Source organism: Synergistaceae bacterium (genome assembly GCA_031267575.1).
Lineage (GTDB): Bacteria > Synergistota > Synergistia > Synergistales > Aminobacteriaceae > JAIRYN01.
Map to the genome: position 1 here is coordinate 1 of JAIRYN010000009.1, position 23,276 is coordinate 23,276.

At 48.5% G+C, this 23,276-nt stretch carries 22 protein-coding genes; 9 read left to right on the top strand and 13 right to left on the bottom strand.

The annotated features are described in order from the left end of the window. From LBJ36_01185 to LBJ36_01210, 6 genes are all read left to right on the top strand, one after another. The coding region (locus LBJ36_01185; GenBank protein MDR1377655.1) for a glycosyltransferase at positions 1–993 on the top strand (993 nt) is incomplete at its 5' end. Then, positions 990–2,054 carry a polysaccharide pyruvyl transferase family protein gene (locus LBJ36_01190; GenBank protein MDR1377656.1) on the top strand — a complete coding sequence of 355 codons (1,065 nt, stop codon included), beginning with the start codon at positions 990–992 and terminating at the stop codon, positions 2,052–2,054. The genes LBJ36_01185 and LBJ36_01190, both read left to right, overlap by 4 nt. Positions 2,055–2,057: 3 nt before the next feature. Then, positions 2,058–3,173 (top strand): radical SAM protein, encoded by a 1,116-nt coding sequence (locus tag LBJ36_01195; protein ID MDR1377657.1) that lies wholly within the window; start codon positions 2,058–2,060, stop codon positions 3,171–3,173. Then, complete coding sequence (locus tag LBJ36_01200; GenBank protein MDR1377658.1) at positions 3,170–3,868, top strand: hypothetical protein; 699 nt, start codon at positions 3,170–3,172, stop codon at positions 3,866–3,868. Before LBJ36_01195 ends, LBJ36_01200 begins: the two co-directional genes overlap by 4 nt. Before the next feature lie 24 nt (positions 3,869–3,892). Next, the gene (locus LBJ36_01205) at positions 3,893–5,407 is read left to right on the top strand and encodes a hypothetical protein (protein MDR1377659.1); all 1,515 of its coding nucleotides are present in this window, start codon (positions 3,893–3,895) and stop codon (positions 5,405–5,407) included. A gap of 28 nt (positions 5,408–5,435) precedes the next feature. Further along, positions 5,436–6,218 (top strand): DUF4422 domain-containing protein, encoded by a 783-nt coding sequence (locus LBJ36_01210; protein MDR1377660.1) that lies wholly within the window; start codon positions 5,436–5,438, stop codon positions 6,216–6,218. A 458-nt stretch (positions 6,219–6,676) separates the two neighbouring features. On the opposite strand, the gene LBJ36_01215 is transcribed toward LBJ36_01210, so the two are convergent. From LBJ36_01215 to LBJ36_01225, 3 genes are all read right to left on the bottom strand, one after another. Further along, a complete protein-coding gene (locus tag LBJ36_01215) occupies positions 6,677–7,105 on the bottom strand; it encodes a recombinase family protein (protein MDR1377661.1) in 429 nt (142 codons plus the stop codon). Between the two features lie 123 nt (positions 7,106–7,228). Beyond that, on the bottom strand, positions 7,229–7,528 hold the full coding sequence (locus LBJ36_01220; GenBank protein MDR1377662.1) for an HU family DNA-binding protein: 300 nt from the start codon (positions 7,526–7,528) through the stop codon (positions 7,229–7,231). 151 nt (positions 7,529–7,679) lie between these two features. After that, the gene (locus LBJ36_01225) at positions 7,680–9,455 is read right to left on the bottom strand and encodes a hypothetical protein (protein ID MDR1377663.1); all 1,776 of its coding nucleotides are present in this window, start codon (positions 9,453–9,455) and stop codon (positions 7,680–7,682) included. 569 nt (positions 9,456–10,024) lie between these two features. On the opposite strand from LBJ36_01225, the gene LBJ36_01230 reads away from it, so the two are divergent. After that, on the top strand, positions 10,025–11,482 hold the full coding sequence (locus LBJ36_01230) for a sodium:solute symporter family protein (GenBank protein MDR1377664.1): 1,458 nt from the start codon (positions 10,025–10,027) through the stop codon (positions 11,480–11,482). Positions 11,483–11,580: 98 nt separating this feature from the next. Here LBJ36_01230 and LBJ36_01235 read toward each other — a convergent pair whose 3' ends face one another. The 9 genes from LBJ36_01235 to LBJ36_01275 form a co-directional block, all read right to left on the bottom strand. Next, positions 11,581–12,336: an energy-coupling factor ABC transporter ATP-binding protein gene (locus LBJ36_01235; protein ID MDR1377665.1), complete on the bottom strand. Its 756-nt coding sequence runs from the start codon at positions 12,334–12,336 to the stop codon at positions 11,581–11,583. Between the two features lie 16 nt (positions 12,337–12,352). Continuing rightward, positions 12,353–13,120: an energy-coupling factor transporter transmembrane protein EcfT gene (locus LBJ36_01240; protein ID MDR1377666.1), complete on the bottom strand. Its 768-nt coding sequence runs from the start codon at positions 13,118–13,120 to the stop codon at positions 12,353–12,355. A gap of 442 nt (positions 13,121–13,562) precedes the next feature. After that, positions 13,563–14,183: a cobalt transporter CbiM gene (gene cbiM / locus LBJ36_01245; GenBank protein MDR1377667.1), complete on the bottom strand. Its 621-nt coding sequence runs from the start codon at positions 14,181–14,183 to the stop codon at positions 13,563–13,565. After that, positions 14,183–14,743 (bottom strand): DUF2914 domain-containing protein, encoded by a 561-nt coding sequence (locus tag LBJ36_01250; GenBank protein MDR1377668.1) that lies wholly within the window; start codon positions 14,741–14,743, stop codon positions 14,183–14,185. The genes cbiM and LBJ36_01250 overlap by 1 nt, the downstream gene beginning before the upstream one ends. A 52-nt stretch (positions 14,744–14,795) precedes the next feature. Then, positions 14,796–15,596, bottom strand: a complete 801-nt coding sequence (locus LBJ36_01255) for a DUF4198 domain-containing protein (protein ID MDR1377669.1) — start codon at positions 15,594–15,596, stop codon at positions 14,796–14,798. A gap of 178 nt (positions 15,597–15,774) precedes the next feature. Next, positions 15,775–16,230 (bottom strand): GatB/YqeY domain-containing protein, encoded by a 456-nt coding sequence (locus tag LBJ36_01260; protein MDR1377670.1) that lies wholly within the window; start codon positions 16,228–16,230, stop codon positions 15,775–15,777. A gap of 8 nt (positions 16,231–16,238) precedes the next feature. Then, positions 16,239–16,430, bottom strand: coding sequence for a 30S ribosomal protein S21 (gene rpsU / locus LBJ36_01265; GenBank protein ID MDR1377671.1), 192 nt, complete (start codon positions 16,428–16,430; stop codon positions 16,239–16,241). Positions 16,431–16,466: 36 nt separating this feature from the next. Continuing rightward, positions 16,467–16,844, bottom strand: coding sequence for a histidine triad nucleotide-binding protein (locus tag LBJ36_01270; GenBank protein ID MDR1377672.1), 378 nt, complete (start codon positions 16,842–16,844; stop codon positions 16,467–16,469). Between the two features lie 142 nt (positions 16,845–16,986). Continuing rightward, positions 16,987–17,367 (bottom strand): hypothetical protein, encoded by a 381-nt coding sequence (locus LBJ36_01275; GenBank protein MDR1377673.1) that lies wholly within the window; start codon positions 17,365–17,367, stop codon positions 16,987–16,989. Between the two features lie 468 nt (positions 17,368–17,835). Here LBJ36_01275 and LBJ36_01280 point away from each other — a divergent pair, with 468 nt between their 5' ends. Both LBJ36_01280 and uvrB read left to right on the top strand, forming a co-directional pair. Next, on the top strand, positions 17,836–19,452 hold the full coding sequence (locus LBJ36_01280) for an excinuclease ABC subunit UvrC (GenBank protein ID MDR1377674.1): 1,617 nt from the start codon (positions 17,836–17,838) through the stop codon (positions 19,450–19,452). Between the two features lie 211 nt (positions 19,453–19,663). Continuing rightward, positions 19,664–21,757: an excinuclease ABC subunit UvrB gene (gene uvrB, locus LBJ36_01285; protein ID MDR1377675.1), complete on the top strand. Its 2,094-nt coding sequence runs from the start codon at positions 19,664–19,666 to the stop codon at positions 21,755–21,757. Here the strand turns inward: uvrB and LBJ36_01290 are convergent. After that, positions 21,752–23,209, bottom strand: a complete 1,458-nt coding sequence (locus tag LBJ36_01290; protein MDR1377676.1) for a S1 RNA-binding domain-containing protein — start codon at positions 23,207–23,209, stop codon at positions 21,752–21,754. The genes uvrB and LBJ36_01290 overlap by 6 nt on opposite strands. Positions 23,210–23,276: the final 67 nt, after the last annotated feature.

Here is a 23,276-nt window from a genome sequence, read left to right on the forward strand (position 1 = left end):
ATAAATGTAATTGTCCCCATTTACAACGTGGAGCAATACCTGCGTAGGTGTCTGGACAGCATACTGGCGCAGACGCACAAGAACCTGCGGGTTATCCTCGTGGACGATGGCGCGCTGGATGGTTGCCCCGCGATATGCGACGAGTACGCTCAAAAAGACAGTCGCGTTATGGCAATTCACCGTCCAAACGGTGGACTATCCGCCGCAAGGAACAGCGGACTGTCCGCTCTCTTGGACGACGGACTGTCAGGTGGCAAAGGCGAGTACGTCGCCTTTGTGGACAGCGACGATTATATCGCGCCGGATTATATAGAATTTCTGTATAAACTGCTTCGGGATAGCAACGCGGATATATCCCAGTGTGGGCATTACGTCGTATACTCCGAAAGTCGTATGTCAGATCAAGACCCCCACCACGCTACGGTGACACTTGACAAGTATCAGGCGATTGAGAGCCTGTGCTATAATGGTATATATGACGTGACGGCTTGGAACAAACTGTATAAACTGAGTATATTTGACGCGATACGATACCCGGAGGGGCGAATTTATGAGGACACGGCGGTTTGTTATTTGGTTGCTGAAAAAGCGGAGCGTTTCGTCGTCAATATGACACCGAAGTATTATTACATCCAGAGATACAATTCCATCGCCAACGGCGTGGTATTTAACGAGCGCAAATACCAGTTTATACAGGCTGGCGATGAAATGGCGGATTATATAATGTATCATTACCCGGACTTGACCAAATCAGCCAATGTTAAGCGTGTGTTTGTAAGGCTTTCCACTCTATCCCAAATGGTTAATTGCGGGCATAATGACAAACGACGTGTTTCAGAGATGAAACGCGTAGTCGCTAAGTACAGATGGGATGCGCTGTTAGACAAAAAGGCTTCCAAACGGGACAAATTTGGGATTATGGCGCTTATGCTCGGATTTCAGTTTTATCGATTTGTGTGGAGGCTATACTATGCATTAAGGAGAAGAATATGAGTGAAATTATTACAAAGACCATAAAGGATTTTTTGCGAACGATTCAATCTAAGTTTGCCTACAGAGACACTCTTACAAGATTAAGGGATGACTCTTCTCAGCACAGGTTAATGTTATTTTGTTGTCCGGAACATAAAAACTTAGGCGATCATGCCATAACTGCCGCCGTAGTGGATTTTTTCGCCTCTGAGTTGCCTCAATATCCGTTGATAAAAATAAGTGAAATTCTTGGCAAATATAACCTTAGCGAGGTTAAAAAGTATATTCGAGACACGGATATTATTCTCATAAACGCCGGCGGTTTTCTTGGGACACTTTATATGTCGTGGTCGGAGGAACCCGTCCGGAATATAATTCAAGCGTTTCCTGAAAACAAAATTGTGGTATTGCCGCAGACGGTGTATTATGAGGATACGCCTTGGGGAGAAGAACAATTAGAAAAAACCAAAATGATATGGCAGAGTCACCACAATTTATCGGTCTTTTTGCGTGAGGAACGCTCTTATGACTTAGTGAAGAAGAGACTATACGGTGGCTATTTTAATGCTGCTTTTTGTGTACCTGACATTGTTTTAGAATTGAATAAAACAGAGCCGAAACGAGACAGACACGGTGGACTCCTATGTTTTAGGGATGATAAAGAAAGTATTTTGAGCAAAATCGAAATACAAGCGATAGAGTCTGCCGTTTCGCAAAACTTTGGTCAATATTTTTATGTCGATACAGTTATCGACAGGATATTTGTAAAAGATTTTGATAATGAACTAAAAAATATGTTTGATAAATTTAGGCGCGCGCAAATTGTTGTCACCGACAGATTGCACGGGCTTATATTTTCCGCGATAACAAGCACACCGTGTGTCGCGCTTAATAATGTAAGTCGGAAGGTAGAATATATTAGCAAATGGCTTGACGAATTCAACTACATAAAATTCGCTGATCGTGTTGATGACGCCGTTAAAGATATTGTTGCTTTGAAAACGTTACAAGATACAGACCGTTACGATAATACAGGATTTATGCCATTCTTTAAAAAAATCGCTATAATTGTAGAGGATTAAATTATGGATCAAATGAAGAGGTTTATTGATATATTGGTCCCGATATACACATGCAACTTTAAATGTGATTATTGTTATATATCCCACAACGCGCCCCAACATTCCGACGGCAAACCATTTAAATATTCGCCGGAAACAATTGGGAGAGCGTTCAGCGCGGATAGGTTGGGTGGAGTATGCCTTGTTAATATGTGCGGGGTAGGAGAAACGCTTATTCCCAATGAGATTATCGAAATAACAAGGCAAATCCTGATGCAGAGACATTACGTTTGGATTGTAACAAATGGTACGCTTACAAAAAGGTTTAATCAGTTCGCGAACTTTCCTGCCGAACTAAGAAAGCGTCTTGGCTTCAAGATGTCTTTCCATTATCTCGAACTCATTGAACATGGTTTGCTTGACTGCTTCTTTGACAATGTTAAAATCGTCAAAAACGCTCACATGTCCTTTTCGGTCGAGGTTACCGCAAACGACGAGGCGGAAAGCCATATCTCCGAAATTCTCGAACTTACAAAGAGTAAACTTGGCCATTATTGCCATATTTCGCTTCCGCGTGACGAAAAGGACCCTGATTACACGCTTATGTCAAAACATTCACTTGAAAAATTCCACAGAATTTGGGGTGTCTTTGATAGTCCTATGCTTGATTTTAAAGTGTCTACATGGATGCAGAAACGTAAAGAATACTGCTACGCAGGCGCGTGGACGTATCTTCTTTCGCTTGAAACAGGCGTTCTGTCAACATGTTACGGTCAGATTTATGGACAAGATTTTTTCGATTTATCCAAACCAATTCGTGACATTCCCGTCGGGCATCATTGCAAACAGTCTCACTGCTTTAACGGTCACGCTTTTTTAGCGCTTGGGGATGTTCTTGAAGTTAAGGGGATTACTTATACTGATATTAGGAACCGCGTTGCCTCTGACGAGAGTAATTGGTTAACACCGGAAATGAAAGCATTTTGCTCCCAACGACTACAAGAGGGAAATAAAATTTTTTCTAATCGGGAAAAGATGTGGTTAGAACTGAGAAAACCGTTTTTTATCCGAAGCGATTTTAAAAACAAAGTTATTAAGAGGATAAAGAACATTTGCTTTAAGAGGAAAACGCGAAAATGAAAACCGCTCATATTAGCTTTGACGATGTTTGGTTATGTCTTAACGACATCAATCGGAAAAAATATAAAAGCGTTTTTGAGAATTCGTTTCTTAGTACTTTATTAAAATTCAATAAAAAATATGGCGCAAAATTTACGCTCTATTGTTTTGATAGAGTTAAATCTTTCGATATCGAAAAAATGACCGACCGTTATTTTGAGGAATTAACTTCCGCAGATTTTATTAAATTCGCTTATCATGGTTGCTTTGAGCAAGGCAACTTAATCGAGAGGTTTTCATTGTTCAATAAAAACATTGAGCGAATCGGCGGTAAAACAAGTTCAACCTTACGTCTCCATAGATTTCAAGCAAACGAGATTGATATCAGCATACTTACAGCCGGTGGCGTAAATACTTTGCTCTGTGCTGATGATGACAGAATAAATTACTCTCTTTCACTTGACGAGAATGTCAGGTTGCAACAGCAACGGCAGATATTCAAAGATGGCGTTTTGTACAGAAAAAGTGACCTCAGACTTGAATTAGCCCGACGGCCAAAACAGTCTGTCTTGGATTTGGGGGATGCTGCCGTAGTTTTCACACATGAATGGGCGTTCCCGTATGTGCGCAGAGGTATTTTCATTGATAATATATTAAAAAAGATGGAAATATATTTAGCTTATTTCCAACAACTGGAATATGAATTTATTTTTTAGTTGAGTTAGATTAGGGGGTTGTCTGTGAACAATAGCCGCGCTTTTGTTTTCAACACGATAGCCGGTATCGCGATGGTTATGGTATCGACCACGAATTCTTTTATTGTGCCGAAACTTACATTAGGTGTTTATGGCATGGAGATTACGGGTCTTGTCGCGTCGATTACCCAGCTTATGGCGTTCTTTATGCTCATTGAGGCGGGGCTGTCCAAAGCGGTAACGGTCAACCTATACGCTCCTATGGCAAATAAAGACTATAAGGCAGCAAGTGGCATACTTGTCGCGTCTAAACGGCTCTACGATAAAATCAGCGTCTTTTTTGCCACGTTGGTGCTGGGCGTCGCGTTTATATACCCGCTCATCGTGCGAAACAGCAACGTAGGCTATTCCACCACTTTCCTGCTGTTTATTATATTGGGTGCCAACGGTCTTTTGGAATTTGTCGCAATCAAACGTTATAGCGTTGTTCTAACCGCAGACAACCGTGTCGGCGTAATCCAAATCGCGCATACGGTTCGGCTTGCCTTGCAGTGCGGGCTTGTCTCCGTTTTGATATATTTCAGGCTGCCCATCCTTATTGTCGAGGCGGCTTCCATCATTATTTATATTATCTGCCCAATAATACTGCATTTATATTGCCGCAAAATGTATAGCCGAATCGACTATTCCGCCCCGCCGAATACGGAGGCGCTGGCAAACCACTACGACGCTATGGTACAACCCTTGACTCTTGTAACGCAAACAAGCGCGCCTATTGTCATAGCGACTATCCTGCTCCCTATATCCGAGGTCGGCATTCTTTCCATGTATTTAATTGTCGTCCGTGGTGTGGATAATATTTTGGGCGTGCTAAGCTCAACGACAAGCGCCTTCGGCCAATTATACGCCCAAGGAGAATCGGAGCGGTTATATCGCGCGTACGGGCAATTCGAATCCTTGGTCTGCTTTCTCAGCGCTATTGTATTTTCTGTTATGACGGTTAACTTTGAGCCGTTTATGCGCTTGTACAGCGGAAGCACCGTATCGGGATTGGCATTTCTGTGTTGTGTGCGCGGATTCACCCGCAATCTGCGTATGCCACAGGACAATATGTTAAATGCCATAGGTTGGTTTCGGGGTACAAGAAGATATATGATTACCCAAACGCTCATACAGATTACGGCTTCGGTATTATTAGGGCTGAAGTTCGGTGTTTTGGGCATTTTCATCGGGGACATACTGTCGCAGGTTTACCGCGACTTGGAGATTGTAATACACATCCCCAAAAAAGTCGGTTTTCGGATACTGCCAAGCATTAGCAGATGGTTAGTCAGCGTAACATGCTTCTCTCTTATCGGTTTTTTGTTAGGCAGGACGAATTTTCTTTTCCCGCGTATAGGAAGTTTTGGGGCGTGGATAGAGTTCTCGGCTTTTTCACTTGTGTTATCTACTTTAATAGCGGGCGCCGCGTTTATGGCACTTGACAGAAGAATCTATGCTAAAATATTTAAGGTAAAAGTTATGCCGTTTGCGCGACGTTTAGCAGGCAAACTTAAATAATTAATTATAATTTTAGAGGGTCTGTGCAATGAATGGAAAAATTCTAATCTCTACGCATAAAGAAATCTCAAAATACCCAAAGACCGAACCTTATATGCCGGTATACGCTGGCTCGGCGATAACAAATAAACCGTTCCAATACCAGCGGGACGATGAGAATCACGGGGGAGGGGAGATCAGCTCTTTAAATCCTACATACCTTGAACTCACCGCTTTGTATTGGGGTTGGAAAAATCTTAAGAATTATGACTACTTGGGGCTATGCCACTACTCCAAATGGTTAACCGCCAAGCGCAAAAAGAGAAGTTGGCCTTTCTATCAGTGCTTTGCTTTTTCACAGGACAAAACTGTCAAATTGGCGCTCACCAAAGAGGAAATAGAGAAAATCTTGCAAACGCACGACGGTATAGTCAAAAAAGAGACTAAAATCCGCACAAGGTTTATGTCCGAGCCATTGGGCCGTATAGAAGCTGTTATTAAACAAAAGTATCCGGAGTATTTGAGTTCTTTTTATGGCGTAATAAAAAGCCAACGATACTCTACTCAAAATATCTTCGTAATGAGAAAAAGAATGCTTGACGACTATCTGACATTTATGTACTCTTTTTGTGAAGAAGGTGAGAAAATATATGGAGACAAATTTCGACCGGCATTTGCCACGGAACATCTATTAAGCATATGGCTGGATTACCATAAAGAATACTCTGTGAAAAAATTGTATACAATTGCCTCATTGGGTGAAAAACTGAACAGGGTTTGGAAACTGATAAAAATCAGAACCCGCAACTGGAAGAAATATTTTTTGAGATAAAAACCCGCGAGGGGCTTATTGGTTGGAGGGACGAGTTGGAGGGACGAGTTTGAAGCAATATGATTTTCTGATTGTCGGTGGTGCCCTCCTATAATTTTTCAATTTTCCTAAAGTGTTCGGCGAATGCCTCGGCAAAAGCGGCATCGTTGATGTGGCATGGTACGCGGATAACCTTCCCCCGATCAGTCAATTAGTAGGCTATTACGCAATCGGTCAGAAAACTATACGACACAACCACATAAGCTTTAATCCCCAACTTATTTTCCTATTATCATATTCGCGAGCGGATAGATTTGCCAGAGAATCAGCGAAACCCAAAACCACAAAAAAATGTAAGTAACCCTAGATATAGTCCTTTAGGCCTATATCTAGTAGGTATTGTATTTCTCTCTCTTGCCCAGAAATCCGCCTAGAAGCTCTAGAATACCTGGAGAACGACACGTATCCTGGAATGACGCCTACAATGCTGCCAAAAGCTGGGAGATAGTGCTAGGATACCATTTACCCACCCCGGAGATTGTTACGACACCTTCTTCGTTGAACTGAGCCGATATTTTCGAGAAGGTCATTCCCTCTTGCCTCATGCTTTGGATTCTTTGCAAGATGAACTGGCGATAATCCAACTTCTTATCGTCCTTTGTAGATTCTTCCTGAGTTTCCAGATTTTCCTGGACCGGCGACGATTTTTGTTGAGGCCGAGTTTGTAACCGTTGCGGCATCTCGTTCAATTGATCAACATAATGCCGCAAAACATGAAGATTGCTTTCTTCTTGAGTAATCCATTTCTGAAAGAGTTCTAGATCGGAAAAGCCCGTTGCCTCCGAAATTTTTCGGAACTTGTCCAATAGAACGCTACCCACAGGAATCCGTATTTCAATATCGCTCACGCATGTTAGATCTTCTTTATTTTTCCTTAACATATCCAGCAGCGCCTCTCTTCTTATAATCTTTCGTCAAAAAACACAGGACACACGCGCGCTAAACTTATGAACATCACAATGATACCCTCACTATTTCTTCTTTTTGATTTTCGCCGCTCGGACTTTCTCTTTCAATTCTTTTCCGGGCCGGAAAGTAGGAACTTTCTTAGCTGGAATCTTGACGATTATTGATGGGTCCTGGGGGTTTCTCCCCTCACGAGCCGCGCGATCTTTCACTTCAAAAACTCCGAAGCCGACAAATGTGCATTTTTCTCCTTTACCTAGAGAATCTGCGATAGAAGCGAAAACCTCTTCAACGATAGGGGCGATATCTTTCTTCGTTTCATGACGTTTCTCAGCAATAGTTCCAACAAGTTCCGCTTTTGTCATGCTTTAAACCTCCCATTGGGTATTTTTCTACATTATAGCAGCCTAAATAAATTGCGCAAGTTCTTTTTTATCTTTTTCTAGTTTTAGCAATACCTATTCAAATTTTTCTTCGCAAAATTGGTCTATATTCCTAATTGACCTGTTAGTTCGCTTAGTGGACATGAAACTGTTCTACCGATCGAGTAGTATTATTTTTAACTACACCTTCGGCTATGGCTTTCCGTTTGGCGCCGTATTGGTTCTGGATTATCACCTCCACCTTGAAGAACCAAGAACCGTCAACACGTTGTTCCTCGTATCGCAAACCGCTACCCCAGTGACATTTAAATCCATAAGATTTATGTTGGCCGTATTTTTCAAAGGCTTTTCTCGCGTCTCTTTTTGGGAGTTCGCCAGAATGATCACGGGCAACGACCTTGGCGGCGTTCCGGTCATCTTGTATGAGCGCGGGAGGAACAGAAGAGCATAGCGCAAAATAGCGCTCGTTCTCTAAGTTGCTAATATCAGGGTAAGACGGCCCTTTACCCGTCAAGTTTGAAACTTTATACCTGCTACCGTCATAACTTACGTTAAGCGAGGCATCGACAACGCTACCGACTTCGTAAATTTTGAGTTTCAAGTGGTCAACGTGCCAGGTGTTTTTACTCTTCGCAGTCCACGTTCCCTCCGATTCAACATTCATAAAAAATCCGGCTACATCCGCGTAACTATGAAATTTTGAAATATCATAGTCGTTTCCATCACTTGTCAAAACATCTGTAGCGTAGTAATTTGTAAAGGCTACTACTGCCGCGCGTAACGCGTATTTCACAGGGAAATTTACCGAGACCGCATGGATATCAGGCGCAGTAAGATTAGGAGTGTTGGACGCGGTAACACTTAAAGAATTTAACTGTGGCGCGGTTTCTTTCGCTCTGTCAGTCGTCTTTGCGGGGTATGTATGGTATGTAACCACAATCGGAACATTTGGAGTATATCTCGAACCTGCTCTAAACGTAGTCTTGCCGCCAACTTTTACCGATTCTACTTCTCCGTCCTTGGTGAGCCAACCCATGATCAGGTCGTCCAACACCGCTGTTTGTACATTCGAAAACCCGGCTGCTTGCAATTCGGCTATGACTGTTGAATAGTCAGAACCAATGTAATTACTCGAACCTTTCGGTATTTTTAGTCTGTTGTCGGGTTCGCGCCTACTACTGGAAGTACTGAAAGCTGTCAGCGTTCCGAGAAGGAGAAGTATGCTTATTGTAAATAAGATTATACGTTTCCTATCTATTCCTCCTCTAACTATGGATTTCTGACTAGAATTAGGGCGGAAGTCATTTTTCTTAGGCAAGGCAGACTTACGTCTACTAAATTCCTCTGCGGTAATGCGACCATTTCTATAATCGTCAAAGATTTGTTGAAACGAGTCTTCACTATGAGCACCAGCTTGGGTTACTCCGTTCGACGAAAATGTTTGTGCTTCGCCTTCATCGGAAAGCCATAACCGGCGGTTTTCGGCATTTTCTTTGGGTGTCTTCATATGAGGTGTCTTCATATGAGGTGTCTCTATATTGGGTGTCTTCATATGAGGCGTCTCTATATTGGGCGCTCCCATATCGGGTGTCTTTATATTAGGCGCTCCCATAGAGGTACCTTTTCTTGAATCATTAAACTTAGTGAGCCACTGGTCAAGTTCCCTAGTTTTCGAGTTTGCGAGATAGGATAATTGAGTCAAGACTCCCAAGGAAAAATCGCTTAATGAAGCAAAGCGGGAATTCAGGCTATTCAATACTTCATTAGATACTTCATTAGGTTGATGTTGTGAGTTGTTATACGCCACAGAAGGCTTTGCCGAAACCAATATCACAGCTCCGCATGAAGGACATGGTTCTGAAGGATTAACAATCAAATAATTACACTTAGGGCATGTCACAACAGGCATAACTCTTCACTCTCCCAGTAAAAATCCTCTTGGCCTTTTTCATCGCCTTGGTGGTCATGCCACATAAAAAAAATTATACAAGTTAAATATCTATTCTACAATGCTCATTTGTATATCCCTGTTTCAATTCACCTTGAAAAAAGAAGCCTCCACGACTCCTTGACTTTCTTCAAAAGGTGTTTTAATATGGCAAGTTGTTTAAGAGGCTGAAGACTAGTACTATTGAATACTAGTACTATTGAAGATTAGCAGGTTAAAGATGAGTACGCTGAAAGGATTGGATCGGCTATGGTGGTGTCAAAGACTCTAGTGGCGTTCTTTTACTTTTATTACTGGACAACATACGGGGATCCCAGTCGGAGGAGGATCGGCGCAACGTCCGTTTGTTGAGCCGAATCAAATCGAAAGACTGAGGGTTTCCTCGCAAAATCACGCGAAGGAAACTCTTTTTTTATGTTCACGAGAAAGCGCGAGAAAATACGAGAAAGGAGGAGCTCTTTTAGAAGGAAGCGTTTTACCCTCGAAACTCGAAGGGTGGGTTTCGTATTTCATTTTCGGGAGGAAAAAAAATGCAATCGAATATTCCATTGGTGATTTTGATCGTCTACGTGATCGTGTTGACCCTGTTGTCCTGGAAAGCCACCCAGATCCAAAAACACGGCTCCGGCGGAAAAACGCTGAATTACCTGCTGGCGGGCCAAAGGCTTCCCACAGTGTTGGTTGCCGTCATGCTCACGGGTCTTGCCGTGGGCGGCGCTTCCACCGTGGGCGTGGCGGAACAAGCCTATACAAAAGGCATCTCCGCAGGTTGGTATAACGGAGCTTGGGGCACGGGCGGGATCGTCGTGGGATTGATCTTGGCCTCGAAGTATCGCGGAATGAGTCAGCGCACGGTCCCAGAGATGATGGGAACAGCCTTCGGCAATGGGGCCCGCTTGATCGGCGTCATCGCACAGCTCCTCATCATGATGACGATCACGTCTCTCCAGTATGTGGCGGGCGGGGCAATTTTGGCCTCCATGCTGCCGGAGGTCTTCACGCTCACCACAGGAATGCTCGCCTCCGCCGTGGTCTTCATCGGTATCACCTTATGCGGCGGCTACTGGGCCAGCGGCTTGACCAATGTCGTCAACGTCATCTGCATCTACATCGGAATCATCGCCGCACTTTTTTCTGGTTTTAAAAATTTAGGGGGCTTTGAATCCGTCGCGCAGGCCCTCCCTGAGGGCACCTGGTTCGAGCCCATCAGCGGAATCGGTACGGCGATCTTCGCGGGATGGATGGCCGTCATGATCACCATGGCCTGCACAACCCAGGCGGTGGTGCAGATCTCTCTGGCCGCAAAAGATGAAAAAACAGCGCGTAATGGCTTCATCATTGGTGGTATTTTGACCTTGCCGGCGGGTTTTCTCTGCGCTCTTTTCGGAATCATGGCCGCCGCGAAGTTCCCAGATCTTGCCAACCCCGCCCTCGCGCTGCCCACGATAGCCAAAAACACCATTTCGCCCCTGATTGGCGGCGTTTTCCTCGCAGGGCTTTGGGCAGCCGACGTTTCCACTGCCGTGGGGCTTTTGATGGGGTGTTCCTCGCTGCTCATCCAGGATATTTGGAAGCGGGCGGTGCCCAAAGAGTTCTCTCCCAATACCGAACTCATGATCTCGCGTCTGATGGTTTTCCTGGTTAGTCTCTGCTCATTTTATCTGGCGTTGACCGCGGTGGGGATCTTGCAGACCATCACTTCGGCTTTGGCCATCACCACTTCTTTCACGCTCCTGATTTTGACCAATATCTATGCGCCGCGCCTGTGTAAAAAATCTGCTGGGTTCTGGACAATCTTGGTCTCCCTGATCGTGTGGGGTCTTTGGACCTATGTTCCCTCCACCCGCGTCGGCCCTCATCTGATCTATGCAGAATGGATCGTTTGTCTGGTCGTCTTCGGGATCACCTACTTCCTCGACAGCCGCCCGGCCGTGAGCCTTATGCCTTCGCGGTCCCAAGCCCCGAAGAGCGCCGCCTCCGCAGATTGATGTTACAGAGACAGGACGGTTAAGAGACAATTAAAGAACGCTTAAAAGAACGCTTAAAAGAATGGTTAAAAGAACGGTTATTGGTAACCGTTCTTGAATCATTCTAAGCCGTTTTCGGACAGCAGCTTTTCATCCTTTAAAAGGTCAGGGAGAGGACCTTCGGCGGCAATGCGGCCTCCGTTCATGATCAAAACGCGGGAGCAGATCTCCAGCGCCATGTTCAGGTCGTGAGTGGCCAGAATCATGGATTGGTCCAGGGTTTTCAGAATCTCGATCACCCGTCTCCGCGCCCGCGGATCCAGGGCGGAGGTCGGCTCGTCCAAAGCCAAGATCTCCGGCTGCGTCACCAAAATGCCGGCCAAGGCAATGACGCGCTTCTCTCCGCCCGATAGACGATGTGGAAGCCGGTCCGCTAGATGCGCGGCAGAGAGCTTTTCGAGGATAGCCCGCGCCTGCTCCTGCGCTTCGGCCACGTCCAGTCCTTGGGAGACAAGACCGAAAGCAACATCCTCCAGCACACGGGGCATGAAGAGCTGGTCGTCCGGGTCCTGAAAAACCAGCCCCACAGCGCGTCTGAGACGTTCCAGATCAGAGCCCACCACTTGACCGGAGAACCGGACCTCGCTTTGCTCCGCCAAAGGAAAGCACCCCGTCAAATGCGCCAGCAGCGTGGACTTTCCCGATCCGTTGGCTCCGACAACAGCCAGCTTCTCACCCCGCTTCAGAGAAAAATAAACTTCCCTCAAAGCCACAGGTCCGCTGGGATAAGCGTAATACAAGTTTTTGATTTCCAGAATGGGCTCAGGTGAAGGCGAAAGAGGCGAAGACAAAAGAAAGGAATTCTCGTCTTTCATTGGCTTTTATCCGCTTTTAGTGACGCCAGTAAAGACCGACGGTTACAAACAGAACGGTGTTTGCCGCGAAGAAAGCGCAGAGCAACGTATCACGCAGACGCCAACTTTCGGGGTGATATTGGGACAATCCGGTCATGCCACCCCGGCAGCGCATAGCCAACATTGAACGCTCCGCCCGGTCCGAGCTATGAATCAAGGTCGTGCCCAACATGCAGGCGAAAGCGTGCCAAAGGCGTTTCCCGCTCAGCGCGGGAGCTCGCAGGTGTATCGCGCGAGTCATGGTTGCCACTCGATCCATCATTAGAAGTGAGTAACGCAAAGTGAGCAACAAAAGCGCGCGCATCTTTTCAGGGAGGCGAAACTCGCTTAAGACGCCATCGACGCGTTCCATCCCTAGCTCTGCTACCATGCGGATCAACGTGACAGAGATCAAATTCAGCTTGCAGGTGAGCAAAAGAGCCAAACGTATCCCAGGCTCAGAGAGATCGGAGAAAAGAGGCAAAACACCGCCGATTCTGGGGCCAGGCGTGGTCAATGGCAGTAAAATCCACGCGAAAAACATGACGACGTTGATGTGAGCCAAAGACCTCCTTAGCCCCGCGAAGTCACTCGCAAATACCAGCAGGAGCGGAATGACCGAGCCTATCAACAGCTCCGGCAAAGATCGCGCCGAGGCCAATAGAACCGTCAGTAATACCGCGCAAAGCACGCGGCACCGAGGATCGAAAATATCAAGACGCGACGGGTGTTCACCGTCGTAAATCCGGTCGATATGAAAGCGCACTCCATAAATCTCCTTAGTGAATCAGATAAAAGGCCTAAAGTCAGATAAAAGGCCTAAAGTTAGAATAGCTCAAAGCAATCTTCCTCAGTGAATCAGATAAAAGGCCTGAAGTCAGATAAAAGGCCTAAAGTTAGAATAGCTTAAAGCAATCTTCCTTAGTGAATCAGATAAAAGGCCTGAAGTCAGGTAAAAGGCCTAAAGTTAGAATAGCTCAAAGCAATCTTCCTTAGTGAATCAGATAAAAGGCCTAAAGTTAGAATAGCTCAAAGCAATCTTCCTTAGTGAATCAGATAAAAGGCCTGAAGTCAGATAAAAGGCCTGAAGTTAGAATAGCTCAAAGCAATCTTCCTCAGTGAATCAGATAAAAGGCCTGAAGTCAGATAAAAGGCCTAAAGTTAGAATAGCTCAAAGCAATTTGCTATGTTGAGTATTAATTAACCATTCACGTGATTTCGCATTTATCGGCCCCGTACAAAATATCAGGCGCGGCCTTTTTTAGAAATCCTACCATAAAAAGCGTAACCACGCCCTCGATGAAAGCGAGAGGCAGGTGCGCGGCGAAAACAACTTTCACGGCGCCCGTCATACCGGGATCGGAGAGTCTCAAGAAAATCCCCACTCCCACAGCTCCCAAGATCACCGCCAAAAATCCGGCCGCAAAAGACAAAGCCGAGGCGAAAAGAGCGTCGCTTCGTCGGATCGGACCGGAAAACAACAGATAAACAACCAAAGCGGGAAAAGCCATATCAGCCGTATTGGCCCCCAACACGAGAAGCCCTCCGAACTGGAACAGCACCGCCTGTAAAAGCAACGCCGCCAACATGGCGGGAAAGACACCCCACCCCAGCACTAGTCCCATCGGCGCCAGCAGGGATAAATGGGTGGCACTTGGCCCAATCCTGATGTTGACCAACGACGCTAGGAAAAACGTGGAGGAAAATACCGCCACGCGAACGATCTTGTCGGAATCCAATTTCTTCAACCCCACCGCCACGCCAACTCCCGTCACAGCCCATCCGACGGCCAACATCTGAGGCGTCAGAAAACCCTCGCTGATATGCATTATCCCACTCCACCAACCACTCCACCAACCGCTTTACCGCGTCGAATCCAGGACAGAAAAGCAGCGACGTTGAAAAGCAAACTAACCCCCAACCCCGCTTTGATGACCAGATCTATGCCCTCCGGCGCGGCCGTTTTCGCGACAACTTCCAGCGGCTCGTCGTATCGCGTATCGCCGTCGGTCGCTTCCTGTTCGGCCTCGGTTTTGGCTCCAGCCTCGGCGCCGGCGTTGACCTTGGCCTCGACTAGGTGCCCTTCTTCGTCCCGGACGACGACGCGCCATTGACCGGGCGCGTTGGGGGTAAAGGCAAAACGCCCAGCCTCGTCTGTGCGCCCCGATTGGAAGGCGAATTTTTCGTCTAAAGGCGAGAAGACTTTCGCTTCAAGATAGCTCATGGTCTCGCCTGTGGAATAGTAAAATTCCAGAGAAATCGGTTTTTTCTCCGACTGCCTGTATCCCGTCCCATGAGCGAAGGCAGGACTCCACGCGAGAAACGGGCCGGTCGCGAAAACCAGCCCGACCCCCGCCACCATAATTTTCAAGCGGCGTAAGATTTCCATTGAACATCTCCTACTAAAACTTTCCCCGTTGTCTCTTTGCGCACCCAATAGGCTACTTTACGGAGAAACTCAGGATGGACCGCAGGTTACGGGCATCGTATTCACCCTCCACCCCTGGCTCTCCATCCTTGGCCGCGCGCACGAACCAGAACCCCGGCGCAGTGATCTTGATCTTGGCGATACCCTCGGCGTTGCTTTCCGTATAGTAAGCGTAGGTGTTGACAAGATCAGACGCGAAACCGTCGTAAGAAGCCCACACAGGTAACGCCACGGGTTGGCCTTTGTATTGGACCTTCACCTCGAAATACTCTCCAACCTTGGCGCTGACTGGGTTCGTAACCGGAATAACCTCCAGCTCCTGACCCACCACCGTCGCGAAGTTCGTGTCCTCTTTCGAGGCGTTGACGATGGCCTTGGCAAACTTGTCGGTTTTTGTGGCCCGAAGAACCTTCAGGTTTTTCGCTTCAAGTTCTTTGCGGGTTCCTGCCTGGCTACCTTCATTGGTGATGCTCCAAACCTCGCCATCTTTGTTCGCGAGAATCAGAACCGCGCCGTCGTCTACTACTTTGACGTTGTAATCTATGCGCAGCTCAGGCTCGTTCCCCTTCAGCTCCACTTTCTCCAGTTTTCCGTCGCGAAACACCCCCGCCTCGATGAGAGAAACGTTTTCGACTTCCTCTTTTACAATGAATTGATGAGTGGAGTGCAGTTCGATGGGCAAAACCTCTCCTTTGGCGATCTCCGTCTTCGTGGGTTTCACGATCAATTCGTGAGCAAAGACGGCGCTTGTCATTCCAACCAATAGCATAACAACCAAAACCATAACGACCAATACCGCGACAAACCGACGCATAAATAACACACTCCTTAAAGGGAATTGATTACGTCGGATATAATAGCACCTTTTCTATAAAATGTGCTACCGTTATTTGTAGATAACCACTGCAACACGCAAGCTGAAGACGCAAAAGGAGCCCCTAATTCCTGAGCTCCTTTCATAAACTTTTTATAAACTTTTAAACTTTATAGGACTATTTTAAACTCAGATACGCCGTCGCCTTTTCCTTGACTCGTTTTCCATCGGCGCGGCCCGCCACCATCGACATCAAGGTCCCCATGAGTTTTCCCATATCCTTGGGAGATACGGCCCCTGCTTGCTCGGCAGCCAGCTTCACCAAAGCATCCAGCTCATCTTCCTCCAATTGGGCAGGAAGGTAACGCTCCAAAACGGTGATCTCTGACAGCTCTTCTTGGGCTCTCTGGGGAGCACCGCCCGCTTCATACTGTTCGGCCGCTTCTTTGCGCTGTTTTACCAGCCGACGAACCAAGCCTAAAGTTTCTTCCTCGGTCAGCTCCGACGCTTTACCCTTATTGGCCTGAGCTTTTTGAAACTCAGCCTTCAACATACGCAACACCGATAACGTCAGTTCATCACGCGACTTCATTGCCGCCATCAAATCTGCAGCTACTGTCGCCACTAATCCCATCTCGCCACCTACCCCCTGGTTCGGCTATTCTTGCGCTTTCTAGCCGCTTCCGCTCTCTTCAGCTTTTTGGCATCGCTGGGTTTCTCGTAATGCTCCCTTTTTCTTGCCTCGCGAAGGGTGCCGACTTTTGAAACCTCCCGCTTAAACCTACGGAGAGTGTCCTCAAGGCTCTCTCCCTCTCTACGAGTGACCGTCGTCATCTCAGATCCCCCCCTTCCGGGTTTTAGGATCGCCGCCTAACCTGGAGGCCAACCGAAATCACGCCCCGACAGCAGATGCAAATGAAGATGCGGCACCGTCTGCCCGCTCTGCTCCCCCGTGTTGACGACCATACGAAAACCTTTTTCGTTCAGTCCCAGATCATGAGCCACCGCTACCGCGCGTCCCATAACCAAAGCCCAAACATTCGGGTCGTCCACCTCAACGGCGGACACAACGTGCTGCGTAGGGATAATCAACAAATGCGTGGGGGCTTGGGGGTTCACGTCACGCACAACAAAAACTTTATCGTCTTTGTAAACAAATTCCGCAGATATTTCCCCCCGCGCTATCTTGCAAAAAATACAATCATCCATCATGCTGTTATCCATGCTGTTATCCATACTGTTATCCATGCACTACTATCCATTGTGCTTGTGCTCATTCCGCGCTCACCCCTGGATTTTTTACTATTATAACATTTTTCATCTTTCATTTTTCACCTTTCATCCACAATTCATACGTCCCTCATTTCGATGAGCGTCCCAGATGAGCGCCTCAACCGAGGCTTCCGGTTTTCCGCGCGTTCGGAGTATGAACGGTAAACGTCTTCTCCAATTGGGCGTCGATGGCGTTGGACAATTGATCCAAGTCGGGTATGCCTTCAAAAACTTTTTTCCCTTCCAGAATCCAGGTAGGCACGTCGGAGCGAACCCGGTAACGGAACACGTCCCATAATGACAGCAAGTCACTGGGATCCTTAACGGACATATCCAGCCGGTTTCCGTAACGGCGTTCCAGCTCGCGAATGCGCTCCGCGACACGAGAAACGTATTCTGCCGGTTTGGGAGGCTTTTCTCGCCATATATCGGGAGGGCCACCGCAACAACACCATCGAGCCACGCTGTGTTTCATTATGATCTTCAAAACGATCTTCATATGATCTTCAAAATAATCTTCATACTGATCTTCAAAACAATCTTCAAATGAACGGCCACGTTTTTTCTGCCTCCCTTAAAAGAGTCACGTTTATTATACCGTCTAGAAACAATCATGGAACTGGGTTACAATAAAGCGATTCTCATTCAATCTCATTCAACGGCTTCAGCCGTTGAATGAGATTGAATGAGAATCGCAACGCCGCCAACGGCGGCGTTTGTTTTGTATTTGGTTTCTTGTCATATGTCTACTTTCATGTTAAACTTCTTTTTATGGCTTATCAACGCGAGATGCGAGGCGGAACACGACCAGGATATCAATGTGGCTGTAAATATTTTCAGAGTGGGGGTATCCACTCTTCAAGGAGAAGACGTAAGACCAGTTTCAATCGGCTGTCTTTGTCGATCTTACAACCCTATGACTTTAGTCCCATGACTTTAGTCGTGGAAGTATGTCAAAATAAATGGTATGAAGCCAAATATTGCGTCGATTTTGAAAAACCTTCCTGATAAACCCGGTGTGTATATCATGCGGGATGAAAAGGGAGAGGTTGTTTACGTGGGCAAAGCCAAGAGGCTGAAGCGTAGGGTTGCTTCTTATTTTAGGCACTCAGGTTTCGCGTCGCCCCGCTTGCGGAAATTGGTGGAACTGGTGGAGGACATCTCCACTCTGCGGACTGAGAGCGAGGCCGAGGCTTTGATCGTAGAGTCTAAGCTGATCCGCCGCTACTCTCCCTTCTTCAATATCGACCTCAAAATGAGCGACCGCTATCCTTTCATTCGCGTTACAGACGAGCCTTTCCCCCGCCTGGTGGTGACACGACGGAAGCAGGACGACGGCTCCATCTGGTTCGGCCCCTACGTCAGCGTGGGATCCATCCGTACTTTGCTGCGCCTGGTGGAGCGCTATTTCCCCCTGCGGCACTGCAAATCCGAGATCGTCAGTGGCAAATTCGATAAACCTGATAAACGACCCTGCCTGGAATACTCTCTGGGTCGCTGCATGGGCGTCTGCGCAGGTCTCTGCTCGGAGGCCGAGTACCGAGATAGGGTGAACGATGTGGCGCTTCTGCTCCAGGGAAACACCGCGGAACTGGTGGAGCGGATTCGGCGCCGTATGGACGCCGCAGCCAAGAAGATGGCCTTCGAGGAAGCCGCCCGCTGCCGCGACACGATACGGGCGATCTGGAAAGTTTCCCGTCAGCGCGTTTCCGAGGCGTTGCGGGAGGATCTGGACTCCGAGACGTGGCAGGTCCTGACAAAGCTCCAGGAGACTTTCGGCCTGAAAATTCTCCCCTGGAGAATTGACGCCTTCGACATCTCTCACATGTCCGGGCGGGAGATGTACGGGTGTTGCGTGGTGTTCGAGCAAGGTAAGCCCAATCCCTCCCTTTACCGGCGCTTCAAGATTCGCTCTCTGGCTTCGCTGACTGAGAACCCTGATTTGACCGCGGCCGTGGAACCGACGGTGAGCAAAGATAGCAAGATGAGCAAGGTGAGCGAACCGCGGCCTTCCAACGTCAAAAATACTGATTTTGATTCCTATCCTGTGGATGATTTTCGCGCGATTCAGGAGACGGTGTTGCGCCGCTATCGCCACGCCTTAGACAACGCGGAGCCCTTACCGCAGTTCACCGTCATCGACGGCGGCCCCACGCAGCTGGAGTTCGCGATGAAGTCCTTTGAGGAGCTGAAGTTGGATATTCCCATCGTTGCCCTGGCCAAGCGAGAGGAGCTGGTCTACCGTCCCGGTCTCCCGGAACCTCTGCGCCTCTCCCTCGACGATCCCGTGCTGAAGCTGTTGCAACGTTTGCGCGACGAGGTTCACCGCTATTCTATCACCACACACCGCAATGCGCGGGTCAGCCGTCTCCGCCGCTCCGTGCTGGAGGAGGTCCCCGGTATTGGCAAAGCCCGTGCCGCGCAACTCATCGTGAAATTCGGCAGCGTTCAGCGCATTGCGATGATGGACCCTGATGAGCTGTCAAGTGTCCCCGGTGTAGGGATTGGGAAAACTCTGGCGAAAAAAATCATCGACTATTTGATCGGTGAGCTAGGCACGGACCCAAAGACGGACCCAAAGTAGGTGTTGATTTAGGTATTGTAGGTGTTGATTTAGGTATTAAAGAAACAGCGACCGTTTCTAACCATCAGGTTTTTAGCAATATAAGCAATATAAACAAAGCATCTAATACAAACAAAGCATCTAATATAATAAAGAAATTAAAACGTAGGCTTAAACGAGAGCAATGTAAATTTTTTCGAAAAATTAATTATAGAAAGGAGGTTTCGTCTTGATAAAGAAGGATTTCACGCTACGCTCCGAGTGGCCGCCGTCGGGAGACCAGCCGGAGGCCATAGAAGCGCTGACAAAAGGATTGATCCAGGGCGACCGTTATCAAACGCTCTTGGGCGTCACAGGCAGCGGCAAAACCTTCACGATGGCCAACGTCATCGCTAACGTCAATCGTCCCACCTTGGTGTTGGCTCATAACAAAACCCTGGCGGCGCAGCTTTATAGCGAGTTCAAGCTCTTTTTCCCGGAGAACGCTGTGCACTACTTCGTGAGTTACTACGATTATTACCAGCCTGAAGCCTATATTCCGTCCAGTGACACCTACATTGAAAAAGACGCCTCCATCAACGAGCGCATCGAAAAGCTGCGTTTGGCCGCCACGAAAGCCCTCGTGGAGCGACACGACGTGCTTGTGGTAGCCAGCGTCTCCTGCGTCTACGGCTTGGGGAAACGCGAAAACTACGAGGCGGCGATCTTTCCTTTCTCCGAAGGCGACCGCTGGGAGCACAGAACCTTTATGCGACACCTGATGGAAAACTACTATGAGCGCAATGACCAAGTTCTGGCGGCGGGAAAGTTCCGCGTCCGGGGCGATACCATAGAGATTTTCCCCGCCTATGACGAAAACTGCGTTCGCGTGACGTTCTTCGACGATGAGATCGAGCGCGTCGATCTCATCCACCCGGTGACGGGCAAGATCGTGGAGCGTATCCGAGAAGCGTCCATCTTTCCTGCTCAACACTACGTCACCCAGACCGACTCCATCGAGAGATCAAAGCCCCTGATCGAGGCCGAAATGGAGGATATGGTCGAGCGCTTCACTCAGGAGGGGAAACTCCTGGAGGCCCAGAGAATCCGTATGCGCACCCGCTACGACTTGGAGATGTTGACGGAGGTGGGGTATTGTTCCGGCATCGAAAACTACTCTCGCTACCTGGACGGGCGCGAAAAAGACGATCCACCGGGGACGCTGGTGGATTTTTTTCCTGACGATTTTCTGCTGGTCGTGGACGAGTCCCATATCACCCTACCTCAGGTGCGGGGCATGTTCAACGGCGACCGAGCGCGGAAGTCGGTCCTGGTGGACAACGGATTTCGCCTGCCTTCCTGCTTGGATAACAGACCGCTGGAATGGAAGGAATTTGAGGGCAAAATGCGCTCGGCGATCTTCGTGTCGGCGACGCCGGGAGATTACGAGGTGGAGAACTCCTCCCGTCTCGTGGAGCAAGTGATACGCCCAACAGGGGTGGTAGATCCCGAAGTGGAGATTCTCCCTGCCACGGGACAGGTCGACGATCTTATCGAACGTTTGCGCGTCGTGACGGAGAAGGGCGAGCGGGCTCTGGTCCTCACCCTGACGAAAAAATCCTCGGAGGACCTGGCTGAGTACCTGCGAGAGCTGAAGTTCAAGGTGAAGTACATTCACTCGGAGCTGAACACCTTCGAGAGGGCTGAACTGATCCGGGATCTGCGTCGGGGTGATATTCAGGCGCTGGTGGGCATCAACTTGCTCCGAGAGGGCATGGACCTGCCGGAGGTGTCCCTGGTGGCTATTTTGGACGCCGACCGGGAGGGGTATCTGCGCTCCCATCGCTCGCTGATCCAAATCATAGGACGAGCGGCGCGTAACATCAGCAGCAAAGTCTACCTCTACGCGGACAACGAAACCGAAAGCATACGCAAATCCGTCGAGGAGACGCGGCGGCGCCGTCAGAAGCAACTGGACTTTAACGAGCGGAACGGGATCATCCCCCGCAACGTGGAAAAAGAGATCACGAGTCTCTTGCCCCAAGAGCTGCTGGAAGCCTATTCCTTGGATCCAACAGCCTCTACTGCCTCCAGCGCGGAGGGCAGGGCCAAATCCACTCTTTCCACTCTTTCTTCCACTCTTTCGGTGAAGGACCTGGAGCGCGTCATGTGGGAGGCCGTCGAAAAACTCGACTTCGAGCGAGCAGCCGCCATTCGAGATATCATCATAGGGGCTAAAAAAGGGGCTAAAAAAACCCCCGGCTATGCCGGGGGAAAATATAGAACTGGAACTGAAACTAGAACTGGAACCAGAACTAGAAAACCGCTCAAAGGGCAAACGTCATGAACGCGAGCTGATGTTCCGGTCTTTGAAAAGATCGCCCATGGTGTAATTGACGACCTCCTCTTGGGTGGCTCTCTGGTGTTTTTCCTGTTCCGCCCGGGCAGAGCTGCGCTTCTTGTGCTCCTCCTCGCGGGTGGCTTTTAGTTCCTGCTCCTCCAAAGCGCTGAGAGACAAACGCATCCGGCGCTGTTCTGGGTTGACCTCGATCACCCGGGCTATCACCTCTTGCTTCTCGCGGAGAACATCGCCGGGTTTGTCCACACGCTTCGTGCTCAATTGGGAAATGTGGATCAAGCCCTCCACACCGTCCTCTATCTCGACAAAAGCACCGAAATCCGCCAAGCGCACAACTTTAACCTTGATGTCCTGGCCTTTCTTGTAGTGTTCGGTAATATCCTTCCAAGGATCGTGAAGTTGCTTGAAGCCCAAGCTGATGCGGCGCTTGTCGGTGTCGATCTCCAACACCTGAACCTGCACCTCCTGCCCCTTGCGGAATGCCTCTTTCGGGTGGCGGATTCTGGCCCAACTGATGTCTCCGATGTGGACAAGTCCCTCCACGCCCGGCTCTATTTCCACAAAGGCGCCGAAATCCGTGACGTTGGTTACGGGCCCTGTGAGCGTCGCGCCCTTTTGGATACGCTCCAACACGGAATTCCAGGGATCGCCGTCCACCTGCTTGATGCTCAAGGAAATCCTGTTGTTCTCGTGGTCGATGCCGATCACCTTGACCGTGACCTTGTCGCCCTTCTTGAAAGCGTCCTTGATGCGCACGTTGCGCTTCCAGGAAATCTCGCTCATATGGACCAGGCCGTCTACGGCCCCGATGTTCACGAAAACACCGAAATCAGTCAGGCTGCTGACCTCACCCTCGATGATGCTGCCCTCTTTGACCTCTTCGTAAAACTTGGCTCGCTGTTCCGCGGCTTCCTTTTCCACCAAAGACTTTCTGGAAAAGACAATTCTGTGTTTGCGGCGATCTTTTTCAAGCAATTTAGCGTCAAAAACCTCGTCCACGAACTTGTTGAGGTTGACCCCTCTGCCGTCTGCGGCAAGGTGGGAGATGGGAATAAACCCCTCCAGCCCGCAACAATCGACCATCAACCCCCCCTTGACTTTGCGGAGAGCTTTGACCTGGACGATGTCGTTCTGAGCGAGTTTGATGTCAAATTCGGCCCACCGGCGATCGAACTCGTGGCGCCAGCGGTTCAACAAAAGTTGAGCCTCTTCTCCCTCTCGGATGTTGACGACCTGCACCTCTACGCTGTCTCCTATGTGGGGTTTTTCCGCGTCTCCAACCAAGATGCGGTGCGTCCATTCTTTAGAGGGAAGATACCCTTCGCACTTGTAACTGACGTCCACCAACCACCCATTTTCCGTTTCCCCGATGACGGTGCCCGTCCTGATTTCACCCTTACGAAGGTCGGAAAGAGCGATCTGTTCCATCATGCTTTCCATTGTTTCTTGTGTTTCTTGTATTTCTTGTGTTTCCTGAGCCTCGACTTCTTGGGTTCCTGTTTCGTTC